Consider the following 18652-nt stretch of genomic DNA (forward strand, 5'->3'; position numbering starts at 1 on the left):
AACAGATTGTGATATAGTATTAAAATATGGTATGGAGTATTGGCTCCATACCATATTTTAATTGGAATGCCTTAATCTCATTTTTTCCCTTGTCTTGTATAATCCTAATCAAAAACCAAAATCCGAAATTTTGCTGATATCGCTTGAATAATTACTTTTGTGAGGTGTCTAATTTCAGCGTTTACATACTCGTCCTCGTATTGAATATAAACAATTGTTTTTTTCAGCAATTGTTTAAGCTTCCTGTACTATTTCAGCACTATTCTGAACATCAGCAGGGTTCACCTTTGAGTTTTGCCGAATATCTAGATATGCACTACTGGGGGCAGGACATCGAAGACGACGATGACGACCGCGATATGCAGCTGCCGTTCAAGCAGGTAGATTGCGGAGCTATACACACCGTATTTATTCCCACTAACTTATTTGCAATGAACTGTTTTGTTCCGGATGTATGCTTCGAGCACAGCGATTTCAGGACAGTTCTGTATTCCAATCCCAATCAGGGAGAGCTCTTCAGACCTCCGATGGTATAACTTTTCTATTAGATTTTTTGTGGCAATACGCATGGTTTTCAGTACTGTGCGAATGTCGATATCTGCGTTATCCCAGCTGTAATTAGACAGTGTATAGCTGTTTTTGCAAGCTCCAGGGAACCTAGCCGGATTATTGACCAAGTCGATATTTAAATTTTTAGAAAAATTATGCTGTTATGCTTGACAGAATTATTCAGTTTTCCGTAAAAAACAAACTTGCCATAGGATTGTTTATCCTACTTTGGATTGCTTATGGTACATATCAGGTGACCCGCCTTCCCATAGATGCGGTACCCGATATTACAAACAATCAGGTGCAGGTAATTACCACAGCTCCCTCCCTTGGAGGTGAAGATGTGGAACGCCTTATTACTTTTCCTATAGAACAGGCCTTGAGCAATATACCCGGGCTTCAAGAAAGCCGTAGTATTTCTCGTTTTGGTTTATCTGTAGTCACCGTGGTATTTGAAGAAGAAGCCGACGTATACTGGGCACGACAGCAAGTGGCGGAGCGCTTACAGAATGTTGAAATTGCAGAAAATGCCAGTACGCCGGAAATGACACCAGTAACTACCGGACTTGGAGAGATTTACCAGTACGTGCTAAAACCTGAACCTGGCTATGAAGACTCTTTTTCACTTACCGAATTGCGAACCATACAAGACTGGACCGTTAAACGACAGTTACAAGGAACCCCGGGAGTAGCCGAAGTGTCTACTTTTGGAGGTAAACTAAAGCAATATGAGGTAGCTGTCGACCCTTCAAGACTACAGGCTCATAATCTCGCGATGAGCGAGCTGTTTTCTGCACTCGAAAAGAGCAATGAGAACACGGGGGGAGCGTACATAGAAAAAGGACCCTCTGTATTGTATATCAGAAGTAAAGGACTCGCAGCTTCCGTGGAAGACATCGGTAATATTGTAATTAAAAATACCTCGACAGGTGTTCCCGTACTGGTAAAACAGGTGGCCGAGGTAAGGCAGTCGTCGGCTATTAGATATGGGGCTCTTACTACCGACGATGCTGGTGAAACTGTAGGAGGGATCGTTATGATGCTCAAGGGAGAGAATGCCAATGAAGTCATCGCTCAAGTGAAGGATAGGGTAAAGACCATAGAAGAGATGCTGCCCGAAGGATTGAAAATTGTTCCCTTTCTCGACCGCACTAAAATGGTAGACAATGCCATTGGGACAGTAGAGAAAAATTTGCTCGAAGGGGCGCTTATAGTGGTATTGGTTCTGGTGCTTTTTCTCGGTAATCTCAGAGCCGGACTCATTGTGGCTTCGGTGATTCCGCTCTCCATGCTCTTTGCAATTAGTATGATGAATATTTTTGGAGTGAGCGGTAACCTCATGAGTCTTGGGGCATTGGATTTCGGACTGATTGTAGACGGGGCCGTCATTATAGTAGAAGCCATACTGCATCACCTGCACAATTCTTCCAAATACAAAACCACAATCTCTTCTAGAGAGATGGACAAAGAAGTTTCGGGCGCGGCTTCCAGAATGATGAATGCCGCCGTATTCGGACAAATTATTATTCTGATTGTTTATCTGCCCATACTCTCTCTTCAGGGCATAGAGGGAAAGATGTTTAAACCCATGGCGCAAACCGTAGCTTTTGCCATTCTCGGAGCCTTTATTCTATCCCTGACCTATGTGCCTATGGTCAGTTCGCTGTTTATAAGCCGAAAGATAAAGAATACCCTCAACCTCTCCGACAGGGTGATGGGGCGTATAGAAGTTTTTTACGAAAAGTGCTTGTTGAGAGCTCTGAAAGTGAGAAGGGGAATTATCCTTGTAGCTTTATTGCTTTTTGGAGTGGCATTTTTTGTGTTCAGCAGAATGGGAGGAGAGTTTATCCCTCAGCTGGAGGAGGGAGATTTTGCCGTAGAAACTCGATTATTGTTGGGAACTAACCTCACAACGACTACAGAGACCATACAGAAAATATCGATGAAGTTGCGTCAAAAATACCCGGAAGTAGAACAGGTAGTATCTCGTATTGGTACAGCTGAGATACCCACCGATCCCATGCCTATAGAAGGAGGGGATATGATTGTGGTATTAAAAGATAAATCGGAATGGACCAGCGCATCTTCTTTTGAAGAGCTAGCTGAAAAAATGGCTGCGACAGCTCAGGAAATTGCTCCGGGAGTAACAACCGGTTTTCAGTATCCGGTACAGATGCGTTTTAACGAATTGATGACCGGTGCTAAACAAGATGTAGTGTGTAAAGTATACGGCGAAGATCTCGACAAACTTGCGGCTTATGCTGAGAAGTTGGGAGAGATAAGTCGTACTGTAGACGGAACAGCAGACCTCTACGTAGAAAAAGTTACAGGCATGCCTCAGATCGTGATAGATTACAACTGGGCTGAAATGGCAAAATACGGACTTTTTGTACAGGACATCAACCGCACCGTGAATGCTGCTTTTGCAGGGGCTGTTGCGGGAACTATTTACGAGGGAGAAAAGAGTTTTGACCTAGTAGTACGACTGAAAGATGAAAATCGACGAGATATAGAAGACGTGAGAAATCTGTTGATCCCTACAGCTTCAGGAATGCCGATACCACTATATCAGGTAGCTTTGGTATCTGAAGTAGAGGGACCAAATCAGATACAAAGGGAAAACGCAAGACGAAGGATAATCGTCGGTTTTAACGTAAGAGGACGAGATGTGGAAAGCTTGGTCAATGAATTACAACAAAAGGTTAACAGCGAAATGAATCTCGATCCTGGATATTATGTGACCTATGGAGGAGCTTTTGAAAATCTGAAAGCAGCAAAAAGTAGGCTGGGACTCGCTGTCCCCGTTGCTCTCCTCATGATATTTGGACTGTTGTACTTTGCCTTCGGAGCCATAAAAGAAGGGATTATCATTTTTACCGCCATTCCCCTTTCTGCCATAGGCGGTGTATTTGCCCTTGCTCTGCGCGATATGCCTTTTAGTATTTCAGCCGGAGTGGGATTTATCGCCCTGTTTGGAGTGGCGGTACTCAACGGAATTGTACTGATTTCTGAATTTAATCGTATTCGTAAACGAGGCGATATAACTTCTCCGATACAGCTCGTCTGTATGGGAACGAAAACCCGACTGAGACCAGTGCTTATGACGGCAGCAGTAGCTTCGCTTGGATTTTTACCAATGGCTTTGAGTAATGGAGCGGGAGCTGAGGTTCAACGACCTCTTGCAACAGTAGTTATAGGTGGACTTGTATCGGCGACCTTGCTTACGTTGTTTGTGCTTCCAATAGTATATCTTATGACATATCACGTGAAAGGAATTAAGAAAATAAATAAGAATTCGAGTAGACTACTTTTGCTTTTACTTCTCTTATTGATTCCTGTAACAGAAATATTTTCTCAGCAAACTATATTGTCACTTGAAGAAGCTGAGCAACTCGCTTTGTCTAACAACAGAGGAGTTTTGGCTGTAAGACACGAAGAAAACGCGGCAGAATTTAAAACCGGTTCGGGATATACCGTTCCGCGAACGGAGATAGATATGGACTACGGGCAGTTTAACAGTGATTATAAAGACACCCGTTTTGGCATCAGTCAGACCTTCGCTTTTCCCACGGTATATGTACGTCAGAAAAAAGTGTACAAACAGGAATATCTGTTGGCAGGGATACGTACAAAACTCGCCGAGGCAGAGATCAGAGCCGCAGTGCGTACCCTCTATTACAATTGGCAGTGGTTGAAAGGCAAAGAAGGTCTCCTGCACTATGCCGATAGTATATATCGCGAAATGGAAGAGAAATCGCGGCTGAGGTTTGAGCTCGGTGAAACCGATATCATGGAAAAGAGCGCAGCGGAATCGTCCAGACAATATTATACCAATCAGTTGAATATGGTGCGTCGTGATATGGAAGGGGTAATCAGTAGGTTCAACGGACTTATACAAGACAGTATAAAATACGTTCCCCGTACAGAAGATGCAGTCGTAAGTCATTTTGTTCCAGAGCGGACAGGGGCAGACAGTATTGCTGAGGTGCAGCTTTCGGTAAATGAAGCAAAGGCTGCGCGATGGAGGTGGAAAACTGAACGAGCCCGCTTATTGCCTGATATTACAATAGGGTACAACAACCTGAGTATTATGGGAATGTATACCCAATCCGGTGGAGAAGAAGTGTTTTACGATAGAAGTCATCGGTTTGATTATATCAATGCAGGGCTCAGTATTCCGCTATTTTTTGGAAGTCAACGAGCCAAGACCAAGGCTGCAAAGGCAGAGTGGGAAGCCTATAGTGCCAGAGCAGAAGATGCGAAGATTGAGATGGAAGTGGAGATGGACAACGCTTATCGGGAGCTTCGCAAATATGAAGAAAGCCTTACCTACTACAAGGAAAACGGACTGGCCAATGCAACTGATATACTCGAGGCTGCCAACAGAAGATTACAGGCTGGGGAAATAGACTATCTGAAATGGGTGTTATTGGTCAACCAAGCCATAACAATACGAAATGAATACCTCGATACGGCATATCAATACAACCGTGCCGTTATCACTTTACTCAAACTAAACAATCAATAGCAATGAACACAATATACAGAACAGCAGCAGGAATAGCTCTGGTTTTTTTGACAGCCTGCGGGAATGGAGAAGTAAAAACAACCACAGTGGGAGAGGAAAAAGAAAACGACTCCTTGATCTCTCTAAGTGCGGAACAGATAGAAAATGCCGGTATAAAAACCGGATATCCACAGGAGAGAGAATTGAGCAGTACCATACAGCTCTACGGTACGGTAACAGTACCCCCAAATAATACAACAGAAATTACCTTTCCCCTAGGAGGATATGTACGTGAAGTAGCAGTGATGCCGGGAATGAAGGTGAACAAAGGAGATAGACTTGTGGTGCTAGAAGATATGCAGTACATACAGTTGCAACAGGATTATCTTATAGCTAAAGAAAAATACACCTTGGCCGAAAAAGCATACCAGCGTTACAAGGAACTCAATCGAACTAAAGCTAGTAGTGATAAATTACTGGAACAGGCCAGTGCAGAAAGGGAAACACAACGTATAAATACAGCTTCTCTTGCAAGAAAATTGGAGCTTATCGGTATAGATCCAAACCAATTGTCCGCTTCCAATATTAGACAAACCGCCCTTGTCAAGGCAGTTGTAAGCGGTATGGTAACTCAGGTGAATGTTCATTCCGGACAGTATGTAGCTTCGTCGGAAGCGCTTTTTGAGATTATAGATACAGAAAATATAACCTTGACATTCAAAGTTTTTGAAAAAGATATTCCATATCTGGGAGAAGGGCAGGAAATAGCAGTGTATTCCAACAATGACCCGAACAGAAAGTATATGGCAAAAGTGATTTATCTAAACAGAAAAATTGACGATGACCGTGCGGTTGAGATTATTTGTCGACTGACAGACCAGGAGGAACACGATTTAATCCCCGGCCTTTTTGTCAATGCCGATCTCGCTGTAAAGAGTGCTTTGGGCTTGGTGTTGCCGGAAGACAGTGTGGTGAGGTGGAAAGGAAATGACTACGTCTTCCTCGCCAGAGAAAATACTTTTGAAATGCTTCCCGTTAAGGCGGGTATCGGACAAGACGGATGGCAAGAAGTCTCGTCGGAAAAACTGTCCGACCGCTCCGAAGTGGTGGTAAAAAATGCCTATGCCTTACTGATGAAAGCAATGAATACAGACGAAGACTAGATATAACTCATAGCGACAGAATGGTCCGGGTGTGATAACAAGCATCGGGTTAATCTTCGGTACGGAGCGTGATATTGGTGTGGTCTCTAAAGATATCGAGAACTATTTGGAAGAAAGTTTTTCCCTGGCCTTTGTTGAGTGCATCCAACTTGTGCTGTACCCATTCTCGTTCGAACACTTTTGGGTGTTTTAGTTTTTCCAGATAATAATTTCTGGTGGTCTCTATACCCAATGCATGCTTGCTATGTGTTAGTCCGGTCCAAGTAACAGTGACTTTTTCGAAATCTTTCATCACCCCAAATCCGCCGTAAAGCATATCGTTGAGTGCATCGAGACTATGTCCGAGTTTCCAGTTTTCTCCAACCATAAACACCTGATTGATCTCGTCGTAAAAAGAGGGAATGTCGTCGATGAGTTCCCCGCGAATGGTAAGTTGAAGTTCTGTCATAATGAATTTTCATTTGGATACCGCTAATTTAGGTTTCTTTACTAAAATTGTTACATAGAAGAGAAAGATAGGTGCAAATTTATCTGCCGATTACCAAAGAGATATTTAGGTAATTTTTGATAATATTGGCATAAAAAATGCTGGGTAAAAGTATCGTTTTGGATGCGGATGATTTCTGAAAAAGATAAGTTTTCGGGAAGTTTGTATATCTGAGAACAGATCTTTTAGACGTACCTTTGAACAAGTTAATACAAAACAAATCAAGTGATGAAAACAGTGCCTGTACAACACGGTTCCAGGATTTTTATCCTGCTTTTGACTGCGGGGATACTGACATCTTTTAATGGTTTAAAAACCGATAGTATCATGACAAAAACGATGGTGAACACGGAAAGGGAAATAACGACAAATACAGAGACAGCTACTTTTGCGGCAGGGTGTTTCTGGTGTGTGGAAACACAATTCGAACAGCTTAAGGGAGTAGAAAGGGTGATTTCGGGATATACCGGGGGCACAGTGAAAAATCCTACCTACGAGCAAGTCTGTACCGGAACTACCGGGCATGCGGAGGCTTGTAACATTGTTTACAACCCAGATATTATCAGTTTTGACGAACTGTTGGAGGCCTTTTTTGTCGCTCACGATCCTACCCAACTGAACAGACAAGGTAATGATAGAGGTACTCAATACCGATCTGCTATATTTTATCACAATGAAAGCCAAAAGCGGAAAGCGGAGTATTACATCGGTAAATTGAACGAAGAAAAGGTATACGACAGTCCAATAGTGACAGAAGTAGAGCCCTATACTGTTTTTTATGAGGCAGAAAACTATCATCAAGGATATTACGACCAAAACAGATCGGTGCCTTACTGCCAATACGTGATACAACCCAAGTTGGAGAAATTCAAAAAGGTTTTTAAAGACAAATTAAAAAATTAAATTAGCGGTATGTCGATGAAGAAGGTAATAACAATATCGGTATTGATGATATGCTTAATCAGTGCCTCGGCACAAAAAGGAAAAAATATGGAAATAAAACACGAGAACAACCCCTATTACTCTCGCACCGACACTTCGCATTTGGAAGTGAGCAATGCGGAGTGGAAAAAAATACTCTCTCCAGAACTTTATTATATTGCACGCGAACAGGGTACGGAAAGGGCCTTTACAGGACAGTATTGGGACAGTGATACCAAGGGTACCTATTACTGTGCCGTATGCGGTAATCTGTTATTTCGGTCGGATGCCAAATTTGCAAGTAGTTGCGGATGGCCCAGTTTCTTTGAGACCGACAGAGAGGACAGCGTGATATACAAGGAAGACCACTCTCATGGTATGCACCGTATAGAAGTGGAGTGTGCCCGATGTAATTCTCACCTCGGACATATTTTTAACGACGGACCACCCCCGACTTACAAGAGGTTTTGTATGAATTCGATCTCCCTCGATTTCGAACCGGATATGTTGTAATTCTGCTTACTTAAAAGATTGTAAATTACAAGCTGTGCTGTATTCTGTACTGTGTGGGAGTCAGTTTTTTTAGTTCTTTGAATTTCCGATTAAAATTGGTGATATTTTGAAATCCACACATTTCCGAAATTACGGCTACAGACATTTCTGGATTGCGGTAGAGTAGTTTGCAAGCGTGTTCGATACGTATTTCTATGAGAAACTGAAAAAAGGTTTTGTTCGTTCGCTTTTTAAAATATCGACAAAAGGCATTCTTGCTCATATTGGCCTTATGAGCTACGGTTTCCAATGATATATGTTCGCCAAAGTGTTGCATGGCATGATCAAATACTGCGCTCATTCGTTTACCTTCATCGTCAGTATAGCGCTTTCGGTATACAAAGGAAGAGAGCGCCTGTCTTTCGGCATATAGAATAAGATTTATAATGCGCAACAAGGTTGCAATACGAGATATTTTGCTCTGTTGTTTGAGTTTTTCAAAATGACGAATGATCTTCTTTTTGTTGGAAAGCACATTAATCCCGTATTCAGCTTCCTTAAAAAATATAGCGGTTTCTTCCATGTCTGGAATTTCAAAAAAAGTATTTCCGAAAGAATTTCTCGCAAAGAATAATGTGTACATCACCGATTTAGGGGTGGCGTTGAGGTCACTTCTGAATACGTGTGGGACGTTTTCTCCGATTACTAGTATATCACCACTTCGGTATTGATTAATAGTGTCACCCAGTATCAATGAGCCTGACCCCTCTACGATATAACTGATTTGTATCTCTTCGTGTTGGTGTAGCTGATTATAAAAGACAATCTCGTGGTCTTCTTGATAAACCAAAGCTTCCTGCTCTGGTTTTGGTATCTTGAATGGCAGTACTTTCAATTGAGTTTAATATGTAGTTGACGGTTAATTTTCTTTGATTTTATTACAACTTTAATCTCTGTGTTCAGAGGAGAACTCAAAACATATGGTCTGATATCTGTGTTTAAATACCCTATTTTCAAGTCCTACTCCGATATTTTTGATTAAAATTACTAATAAAACATAAAATTTAGGCTATATCTGGTAATATAGTGTAGGTTTCCGTTAATAATGGTTTATTATCACGAGTTTATTAGGCATATTTTTGTCAAAAATCAATCATTATGAATATACAATGGAATGGTGTTATGCCAGCAGTGACTACCAAATTTACAGATGATGACCATCTGGACATGGTAATGTTTAAAAGAAATGTTGAAGCACAATTGGAAGCTGGGGTAAACGGGATTATTCTCGGCGGTACTCTAGGAGAAGCCAGTACGCTTACATCTGATGAGAAGGAGACCCTTATCAAAGAAACCCTAGAGATGGTGCAAGCAAAGGTGCCGGTAATTATTAATATTGCAGAGCAGAGTACTCGAGATGCAATAGCGGTAACCGAGAGAGCTGAAGCTTTGGGAGCGAATGGACTTATGGTTCTTCCGCCTATGAGGTACAAATCGACAGACAGAGAAACTGTTGTTTATCTTAAAGAAGTGGCAAAGAACACCAGCTTGCCAATTATGATTTACAACAACCCAACCGATTATAAGATAGAGATCACTCTTGATATGTTTGAGGAACTGCTGGAGTTAGATAATGTACAGGCTGTTAAAGAATCGACTCGCGATATTACCAATGTGACTCGTATTCGAAACCGTTTTGGAGATCGTCTTAAGATATTCGGAGGGGTAGATACCCTGGCGTTTGAAAACCTAGTGGCAGGAGCTGATGGTTGGGTGGCCGGACTGGTCTGCGCTTTTCCTGCCGAGACCGTTGCCATTTATAAATTGATTAAGGCTGGAAGAATTAAAGAAGCCAGAGATATATACCGCTGGTTTATGCCGCTGTTAGAGCTCGATATAACGCCGCAATTGGTACAGAATATCAAGTTGGCAGAAGTAGCTACCGGTATAGGAACCGAAAATGTTCGCCCTCCGCGATTACCTCTCGAAGGGGCAGAGCGTAAAAGGGTGTTGAGTATAATAGACAGCGCAGTGAAAGCCAGACCTGAACTCCCGGAGTATAAAAATTTAAATACAGTGTTATAATCCTAAAATAAAAAGTTTTGATTACAGGAAAAAATCAAATAGCCGGAGCATTTTCAGGTGGGGGATCACACACTTTTAGAACTGTCAATCCTGTGACTGGAGATGAGAATCCGCAAGAGTTTTTTGAAGCAGATCAAACAGAGATAGATAGGGCGGTAAATCTTGCTTCGAAGGCGTTTACAACCTACAGAGATACGAGTGGGACAAGTCGCGCAGTATTTCTCGAGGCAATAGCTACTCAACTGGAAGCTGCCGAAGAAGAGATCATAGCCTATTACACCTTAGAATCAGCACTTCCGGAAGGACGTGCAAGAGGAGAGTTTGCCCGTACTACCGGGCAAATTCGTGCCTTCGCTTCGATGTTGCGCGAAGGCTCTTGGGTTGAAGCTATTATATCAAATCTGGAGGGAAAACTCGATATACGGAGGGTGCAATGTCCTATAGGACCTGTAGTGGTATTTGGAGCTAGTAATTTTCCGTTGGCTTTCTCCACAGCTGGAGGAGATACCGCAAGCGCTTTGGCGGCGGGCTGTCCTGTGGTTGTTAAAGCTCACCCCATGCACGCTGCAACAGGTGAACTAGTAGCCCAGGCTATAACTAATGCTGTTCGAGAAACAGGAATGCCGGAAGGAGTGTTCTCTAACCTCAACGGTAAAAACTTTGAAATAGGACAGAGACTGGTAATGCATCCAGAGGTGAAAGCCGTGGGATTTACGGGAAGTATCAACGGAGGAACAGCCTTGTATCGTCTGGCGTGTACGCGTAAAGAGCCCATACCCGTTTATGCGGAAATGGGAAGTGTAAACCCCGTTGTTGTACTGCCGTCTGCCCTCCGAGAAAAGAGAGACTTTTGGGCAGAGCAGTATGCCGGATCCATTACTTTGGGTACCGGACAGTTCTGTACTAATCCTGGACTGCTTCTAGGGATAGAGGGGAGGGAACTGGACAGCTTTATTGAGGCACTTGGTGAGGCCATCGGGCAGAGGCAGGCCTCTTGTATGCTTCATCCTAATATCAAAAGTCAATACCTTGAAAAAAGAGATGAGGTGCTATCGTTACCAGATCATGCCATAGTAACTGCGCCAGAACCTGAAGCTGAAGGCAATTTTGCCTTGCCACATATCATTGCCGTAGATGCTGAATCTTATATGAAAAACAGACTGTATCAACAGGAGGTATTCGGACCGTTTTCGATAGTGGTAAAGTGTAAAAACAAGACGCAGCTTATAGAAGTATTGCAAAATTTGGAAGGACAGCTTACAGGTACTGTACTCTCAGAAAACACTTCAGAATTACAAGAGTTTTCCACTGTCATAAATGTTTTGAAAGAACGGGTAGGCAGGCTTATTTTTAACGGAGTCCCTACCGGAGTGGAAGTTTGTGCGGCGATGGTACATGGCGGACCTTTTCCGGCTTCTACAGATAGTAAGTTTACTTCGGTAGGACTTACTGCCGTTCAGCGTTGGGTACGACCGATAGCATTCCAGAACTGGCCCGATACCCTGCTTCCCGATGCTCTTAAGAATAATAACCCTTTAAATATTGTTAGGAACCTAAACGGAGTAATGACTAAAAATGCTGTGTAGCTTATGGCGAGAAAAACTTTTTTCTGTATAGATGCCCATACCTGTGGCAATCCGGTAAGAGTGGTTGCCGGAGGAGGTCCTTTCCTGCAAGGAGCGACCATGAGTGAAAAACGCCAACATTTTGTGAAAGAATACGACTGGATAAGAAAAGGGCTCATGTTTGAGCCCCGAGGGCATGATATGATGAGTGGCAGTATATTGTTCCCGCCGTCCGATCCGCAAAACGATGTAGGGGTACTCTTTATTGAAACCAGTGGCTGTCTCCCTATGTGTGGTCACGGTACTATCGGCACGGTTACTGTGATGATAGAAGAAGGGCTGGTAATGCCCAAAACTCCTGGAGAACTTCGGCTGGAAACCCCTGCAGGGTTAGTAAGAGTAAGCTATCGCCTTGATGGGAAAAAGGTGAGTTCGGTAAAACTTACGAATATAAAATCGTATCTCGCAGCTACAGATATTGAAGTAGAATGCCCGGTGCTTGGCTCTATAAAAGTTGATGTATCTTACGGGGGAAATTTTTATGCCATTGTCGATGTACAACCAGGATTTAAGGGACTTGAACACTATCAGGCTGGAGATCTTATTTCTTGGAGTCGGGTAATTCGAAGTCGCATTGACGAACAGTACGATTTTGTACATCCTAAAGATCCGTCTATCAGTGGGCTGAGTCATATTTTGTGGACAGGAGCTGTAATCGATCCGGGAAGTACAGCTCGCAATGCTGTGTTTTACGGAGATAAGGCTATAGATCGCTCTCCCTGCGGCACAGGTACTTCTGCGCGTATGGCACAGTGGTATGCTAAAGGCAAGCTAAAAAAAGGAGATAGTTTTATACACGAAAGTATTATAGGTAGTATCTTTACAGGCAGAATAGAAGAGGAGACCGAACTGGCAGGGAAGAAGGCTATAGTACCAAGTATTGAAGGTTGGGCACAGGTTACGGGCTATAATACCATCATTATAGATGACGATGACCCTTATGCCCACGGATTTCAGGTATTGTGATATAAAGTCGAAGGTAGGGAAGTAGGCAGGAACTCCGCTTCGTCCGATTGGAATGACATAATCAAAGTAACCAACTACTTATAATTTTATTCGTTTGAAACAGACTATAATCATTGGCGGGGGCATTAACGGATTGTGTTCAGCCTACTACCTCGTCAGAGCGGGACATCAAGTGACCGTAATAGAGCGGGAAGATATTTCTAACGGAGCTTCTTTTATCAATGCCGGATACCTTACGCCCAGCCACATCATTTCCCTAGCTGCACCAGGAGTGGTTGTTCAGGGACTCAAATGGATGTTCGACAGCAGGAGTCCGCTATACATCAAGCCGAGATTGGATATAGACTTTTTGCGTTGGGGATTTCTTTTCAACAAGTCGGCCACCGCAAAAAAGGTAGAAGAATCCATTCCTGTATTAAAAGCCTTAAATCTCAGAAGCCGAGAGCTGTATGAAGAACTGTCTTCTACTCCGGGTTTTAATTTTCAATACACCCGTAAGGGAGTACTCATGGTATACACTACCGAGAAGGCAGGAGAAGAAGAGTTAAAACTCGCAGAGAGAGCGACAAGTGAAGGACTTGAACTGGAATGCCTCGATGCCAAGGCACTGAGAGCGATGGAACCGGCGTTTTCCGATAAAGTTTTGGGAGCCGTAAATTTTTTGTGCGACGGGCATCTTACTCCTAATGACTTTATGAAAAACCTCCGTGAATGGTTGAGGGATAAGGGGGTCAACTTCGTTCTCAATCAGGAGGTGAAAGCTATAAATACCTCAGGAAATAGGATAACTTCCGTACAAACTTCAACGGGTAATTACACCGCAGAAAACGTAGTTTTGGCCGCAGGTAGCTGGACCTTTGAATTGGCGCGAAAACTTCGCCTCTATATACCGGTACAGGGAGGTAAGGGGTACAGTATGAATGTAAGACGACCCCTTAATATTTCCATGCCGGCTATTCTCACCGAATCTAAGGTAGCGGTGACCCCTATGAACGGTTTTACCCGATTTGCGGGAAGTATGGAATTTTCTGGGAACAACGATATTATCAGAAAAGAAAGGGTAGAGGCCATAGCCGATGCTGTCAAAAAATATTACGACGGTATCGAAATATCGGAAAAAGAAAAATCACTTGCCGTTTCAGGACTTCGTCCGGTATCTCCCGATGGATTACCTTTTATCGGAAAGAGTAAGGCCTATTCCAACCTCGTGATAGCTGCCGGCCATGCCATGATGGGCTTTAGTATGGGACCCGTAACCGGTAAACTGGTTTCACAGGTGATCGAAGGGGAAAAAACAGATATAAACCTACAGGCGTTAAGCCCAGATAGGTTTTCGAGGAGATAGACTTGGGACTATTAGTTTTTAGTGTGATTCTGTGACGGAATAGCAATGATGCTTTCTGTCACCCCTCAATTTTGGGAATAAAATACGTGTATAGGTTAATATTTATCAATAGCTGAACTCTACTTATCAATAGATTTACGTCTTAGAAGCGGCCTAATATTTTACTTGGAACGCTTTGTGTTCAGAATGATATATATACAATAACTTATATCGATTTACTATGAAACCCGTAAAGACTTTTATACTCCTCATATCGGTTTGCGGTGTGGCACAAGGTAGTGAACTTACCGATGTTGTTCACACCTACGAAGCCGACAAACAATCACTGAAAAAGACTTATACCGTCAGGGAATCTGAAGAGTATTATCAGCGGTTCAATACGTTTCACACTGACTGGAGAAAAAAACTGAATCAATTAGACTTCGACACCTTTAGTCAGGAAGGAAAAGCCGATTATATTATGCTGTCCAATCTCATCGCCCGCGAACACTATCAGTTGAAACAACAGTATGAGTCATTTAAGCAGGTAGCTTATGTAACCGAATTTGCGGGAGAGATTTATTCGTTTATCAGAGAACGGCGCCGTGGGTTTAAGCCCGATGCTCCTCAACTCTCCCAAGCCTTTACACAGGTGGCTGAAGCTGTCATACAACAGATGAATATATTAAAAGGACAGACCTTTTCCAGCTGGGTAGAGGCAGATAAGGCTGCAGCCGTAGTAGAATCGCTGAGTAAACCTTTGCAGGAAGCCTTTGAGTTCTACTACGATTACGATCCTGATTTTAACTGGTGGATGGGAGAACCCTATAAAAAACTTGTGGCGGCACTAGAAGAATACCGGCAATTCCTCCTCGTCCTTTACTCCGATGCGGACACTAAAGACGATGGCAGCGGCATAATCGGTAAGCCTATAGGAAGAGATAGATTGATGAAGGAACTGGCTTTTGAATTTATTCCCTATAGTCCGGAAGAACTCATTACCGCTGCCCAAAAGCAATTCGACTGGTGTAAGGCAGAGATGATAAAAGCATCGAAAGAATTGGGGTATGACGATTGGAAAATGGCTTTGGAGCACGTTAAAAACACCTATGTTCCTGCCGGACAACAGCCCGAAGCTATTTTTGAATTGTACAGACAGTCGGTAGATTTTATTCGCGAACACGACCTGATTACCCTGCCTGAACTCGCAGATGAAACCTGGGGAATGATTATGATGACTCCGGAAAGGCAAAAGATAAATCCTTTTTTTACAGGAGGGTGGAATATAAGTATTTCATATCCTACCACCGGAATGTCTCAGGAAGATAAATTGATGAGTATGCGCGGTAACAACCCTAATTTTTCTAGAGCTACCGTACAACATGAATTATTGCCCGGCCATAATCTTCAGTACTTTATGAACGCTCGAAACAAACCTTATCGCAAGGCTTTCAAAACACCTTTTTGGATGGAGGGATGGGCTTTGTATTGGGAGATTATTTTGTGGAATAAAGGTTTTCCGGAGACCCCTGAACAGAAATTGGGAATGTTGTTCTGGCGTATTCACCGCTGTGCTCGTATTATTTTTTCACTCAAATACCAACTTGGCGAAATGACCCCACAACAATGTGTAGATATGTTGGTAAACGAGGTGGGGCATGAGTATGCCAATGCCGAAGCAGAAGTAAGGAGATCTTTTGCCACCACCTATACACCACCTCTATACCAAGTAGCCTATATGATAGGAGGATTGCAGTTTTATGCCTTGCGCAGCAAACTCTTAGAAAGGGGGTGGACCGAAAAGCAGTTTCACGATAGGGTGATGCAAGAAAACTTTATGCCTGTTGAGATCCTCAGGGCAGTACTTACCGAACAGTCCCTACAACAGAATTTTAAGAGCAGCTGGAAATTTTCGACGGCATTTCAATAAACAGCAGTTCAATTAACACAGTAATCGGACTACTCGGTTAATTCAGCAAACATCCAATAGCAGGTTAATGGGCCGATGCTTACAAAGCTTTGAATTGTAGTACTATTTCTTAGTATTAATTAACTTGATAATTAAAATCATCAATATGTTTTCAAAAGAAACTTATATAGCGAGAAGGCGAGTACTGGCCAAAGAAGTTGGGAAAGGCATTTTATTGTTTCCCGGGAACGGGGAGAGCAGTGTGAATTACAGAGATAATTGGTACCCGTTTAGGCAGGACAGTTCTTTTTTGTACTATACCGGAATCAACAATGTACCTGAACTGTTTTTTGTAATTGATATTGACAACAATACCGAAATACTTTTTGGAGACAATGCCACTCCCGAAGACATAGTGTGGACCGGCCCCATACCTCCTCTAAACGAGTTGGCAGAACGTTCGGGAATTACCTGTCTTAAGCCACTTCGCGAGCTACAGGATTACCTCTTAAAACATCGAGAATCGGGGAACTCACTGCATTTTTTACCGCCGTATCGCTCGGCAGTTAGCATTCTATTGGAAAAACTGCTCGAGATACCGGTAGCGCGGTTAGAGGAATACAGTTCAGAACAATTTATCAAAGCGGTGGTCAAACAGCGATCGGTAAAAACAGAAGAAGAGTTGGAGGAAATTCGAAAGGCCGTAAATACCACCGTGGCCATGCACACCCATGCTATCCGAAATGCCCGTGCCGGAAAGAGCGAAAAGCAGATTGCCGGAGAGTTGCAAGGTATTGCCATAGGAGGCGGTGGCAATATATCCTTTCCTGTAATCCTTACTCGCGATGGAGGCTACCTTCACAACCACGCTTCAGACACCGTATTGCAGCAAGGCGATTTGGTACTCTGCGATTGCGGGGCTGAAACAGCTATGAATTACGCTGGAGATATGACGCGCACCTTTCCGGCAGGAAAGACTTATACTACACAGCAAAAAGAGGTTTACAATATTGTTTTAGACGCCCATAATTCAGCTGTAGAAGAACTTAGACCCGGAGTACTGTTTAAAGATATTCACCTGTTGGCTTGCAATCGTCTTACTCAAGGACTAAAAGACCTCGGGTTGATGAAAGGAAATACAGAGGAGGCCGTTGCTGCAGGGGCCCACGCGCTGTTTTTTCAATGCGGTTTGGGACATATGATGGGGATGGATGTTCACGATATGGAAAATCTCGGTGAAGCCTATGTAGGTTATACCGATACCTTGCAAAAAAGTACTCAGTTCGGACTGAAATCACTGCGCTTGGGCAAGGCGCTCGAGCCCGGTTTTGTGATTACTGTAGAGCCTGGGATTTATTTCAACCCTTTTCTCATAGATTCCTGGAAGGTGGAAAAGAAGTTTACCGAATTTATAAATTACGATCGTGTAAACCGTTTCAGGAATTTCGGGGGAATACGGATAGAGGAAGATTTTGTGATTACGTCTTCTGGGAAAACACTTTTGGGAGAACCGCTGGCCAAAACCACAGCTGAGATCGAAGCCCTTATTGCGAGATAATTAGAACATCGAAAATTCTCACTTGCATATATGCAGTAACAAAAGTATTTTTATCATTCTAAAAAAATCGCTTATGGCTTCAGGTATTTTTGCTGTTTTGGATGATATAGCTGCATTGATGGACGATGTTGCAGTAGCGAGTAAGATCGCTACTCGAAAAACAGCTGCAATACTGGGAGATGACCTTGCAGTAAATGCAGAAAAGGCAACGGGTTTTGTATCGTCTAGAGAATTACCCGTGATATGGGCTATTACAAAAGGGTCTTTTTTAAACAAGCTGATTATTATTCCGATAGTTATCATCCTCAATATTATTTTTCCCGAGGCAATTAAGTTCATACTTATCATCGGTGGTTGCTATTTGGCCTATGAAGGGATGGAAAAAATAGTGGAGTTCCTTTTTCACCACAAGGGGAAAGTACATGAAGTAAGCGAAAAGAAAGACGAAACAGGGAAGGCTGCGGAGAAAGCCAAAATAAAATCGGCAGTGATTACCGATTTTATACTGTCTATTGAAATTGTTATTATTGCGCTGAGTACTGTTTTGGACGAGAATCTTGGTATACAGATTATAACTGTTGCCGTAGTGGCTACTATAGCCACAATAGGTGTATACGGCATTGTAGCGCTTATTGTGCGTATGGACGATGCAGGATACAAGCTGATTAGACTTTCCGACAATCAGGGTTTTTTATCGTGGTTGGGGCGTACAATGGTACGAGCACTTCCCGTTGTAATCCGATTGTTGGGTATTATTGGTACTATAGCACTCATACTGGTTTCGGGAGGTATTTTTGTTCACAATGTCGATATACTGCATCATATACTCCCAGGCCTCCCGGCTGTTGTTAAGGAGTTTGTGATAGGAATCATAGCTGGAATCATCATGGTGGTAGTAATCACCGGAATTAAAAAAATACTTTCCCTTTTTAAAAAGAAATAATCCACAGAAAACCTATTCGTCGCGTATTGCGATTTTGATATCACTGTTGTATATGTATTACACAGCAGACAAATTTTGTGTAAAAAATCAGCAGCATTTAGTCTTAAGAAAATCTTAAATTAC

14 protein-coding genes are annotated in these 18652 nt (G+C 42.8%); 12 read left to right on the forward strand and 2 right to left on the reverse strand.

Annotated features, from left to right (window positions below; all coding sequences use genetic code 11):
- Positions 1-143 precede the first annotated feature (143 nt).
- From ACYZZR_RS07525 to ACYZZR_RS07535, 3 genes are all read left to right on the forward strand, one after another.
- Positions 144-536, forward strand: coding sequence for a hypothetical protein (locus ACYZZR_RS07525; RefSeq protein WP_461533384.1), 393 nt, complete (start codon positions 144-146; stop codon positions 534-536).
- Positions 537-712: 176 nt separating this feature from the next.
- Positions 713-5077, forward strand: a complete 4365-nt coding sequence (locus ACYZZR_RS07530) for a CusA/CzcA family heavy metal efflux RND transporter (protein WP_461533385.1) — start codon at positions 713-715, stop codon at positions 5075-5077.
- A gap of 2 nt (positions 5078-5079) precedes the next feature.
- Positions 5080-6219, forward strand: coding sequence for an efflux RND transporter periplasmic adaptor subunit (locus ACYZZR_RS07535; RefSeq protein ID WP_461533386.1), 1140 nt, complete (start codon positions 5080-5082; stop codon positions 6217-6219).
- 49 nt (positions 6220-6268) lie between these two features.
- Here the strand turns inward: ACYZZR_RS07535 and ACYZZR_RS07540 are convergent, their stop codons facing one another.
- A complete protein-coding gene (locus ACYZZR_RS07540) occupies positions 6269-6667 on the reverse strand; it encodes a barstar family protein (protein WP_461533387.1) in 399 nt (132 codons plus the stop codon).
- A 267-nt stretch (positions 6668-6934) separates the two neighbouring features.
- Here ACYZZR_RS07540 and msrA point away from each other — a divergent pair, with 267 nt between their 5' ends.
- Together msrA and msrB are read left to right on the forward strand one after the other, a co-directional pair.
- Complete coding sequence (gene msrA / locus ACYZZR_RS07545; protein ID WP_461533388.1) at positions 6935-7609, forward strand: peptide-methionine (S)-S-oxide reductase MsrA; 675 nt, start codon at positions 6935-6937, stop codon at positions 7607-7609.
- A 45-nt stretch (positions 7610-7654) separates the two neighbouring features.
- Positions 7655-8140 carry a peptide-methionine (R)-S-oxide reductase MsrB gene (msrB, locus tag ACYZZR_RS07550; RefSeq protein WP_461533403.1) on the forward strand — a complete coding sequence of 162 codons (486 nt, stop codon included), beginning with the start codon at positions 7655-7657 and terminating at the stop codon, positions 8138-8140.
- A gap of 25 nt (positions 8141-8165) precedes the next feature.
- Here the strand turns inward: msrB and ACYZZR_RS07555 are convergent, their stop codons facing one another.
- Positions 8166-9014: an AraC family transcriptional regulator gene (locus ACYZZR_RS07555; protein ID WP_461533389.1), complete on the reverse strand. Its 849-nt coding sequence runs from the start codon at positions 9012-9014 to the stop codon at positions 8166-8168.
- 263 nt (positions 9015-9277) lie between these two features.
- Here ACYZZR_RS07555 and ACYZZR_RS07560 point away from each other — a divergent pair, with 263 nt between their 5' ends.
- From ACYZZR_RS07560 to ACYZZR_RS07590, 7 genes are all read left to right on the forward strand, one after another.
- Positions 9278-10204 (forward strand): dihydrodipicolinate synthase family protein, encoded by a 927-nt coding sequence (locus ACYZZR_RS07560; RefSeq protein ID WP_461533390.1) that lies wholly within the window; start codon positions 9278-9280, stop codon positions 10202-10204.
- A gap of 17 nt (positions 10205-10221) precedes the next feature.
- Positions 10222-11790 (forward strand): aldehyde dehydrogenase (NADP(+)), encoded by a 1569-nt coding sequence (locus tag ACYZZR_RS07565; protein WP_461533391.1) that lies wholly within the window; start codon positions 10222-10224, stop codon positions 11788-11790.
- Between the two features lie 3 nt (positions 11791-11793).
- The gene (locus tag ACYZZR_RS07570) at positions 11794-12795 is read left to right on the forward strand and encodes a 4-hydroxyproline epimerase (protein ID WP_461533392.1); all 1002 of its coding nucleotides are present in this window, start codon (positions 11794-11796) and stop codon (positions 12793-12795) included.
- 94 nt (positions 12796-12889) lie between these two features.
- A complete protein-coding gene (locus ACYZZR_RS07575) occupies positions 12890-14140 on the forward strand; it encodes an NAD(P)/FAD-dependent oxidoreductase (protein WP_461533393.1) in 1251 nt (416 codons plus the stop codon).
- Between the two features lie 220 nt (positions 14141-14360).
- The gene (locus tag ACYZZR_RS07580; RefSeq protein WP_461533394.1) at positions 14361-16049 is read left to right on the forward strand and encodes a DUF885 family protein; all 1689 of its coding nucleotides are present in this window, start codon (positions 14361-14363) and stop codon (positions 16047-16049) included.
- 145 nt (positions 16050-16194) lie between these two features.
- Positions 16195-17586, forward strand: a complete 1392-nt coding sequence (locus ACYZZR_RS07585; protein WP_461533395.1) for an aminopeptidase P family protein — start codon at positions 16195-16197, stop codon at positions 17584-17586.
- Between the two features lie 73 nt (positions 17587-17659).
- Positions 17660-18529 carry a DUF808 family protein gene (locus ACYZZR_RS07590; protein ID WP_461533396.1) on the forward strand — a complete coding sequence of 290 codons (870 nt, stop codon included), beginning with the start codon at positions 17660-17662 and terminating at the stop codon, positions 18527-18529.
- Positions 18530-18652 lie beyond the last annotated feature (123 nt).

It is taken from the genome of Sinomicrobium sp., from assembly GCA_029266035.1.
In the GTDB taxonomy this organism is placed as follows: Bacteria; Bacteroidota; Bacteroidia; order Flavobacteriales; family Flavobacteriaceae; genus Sinomicrobium.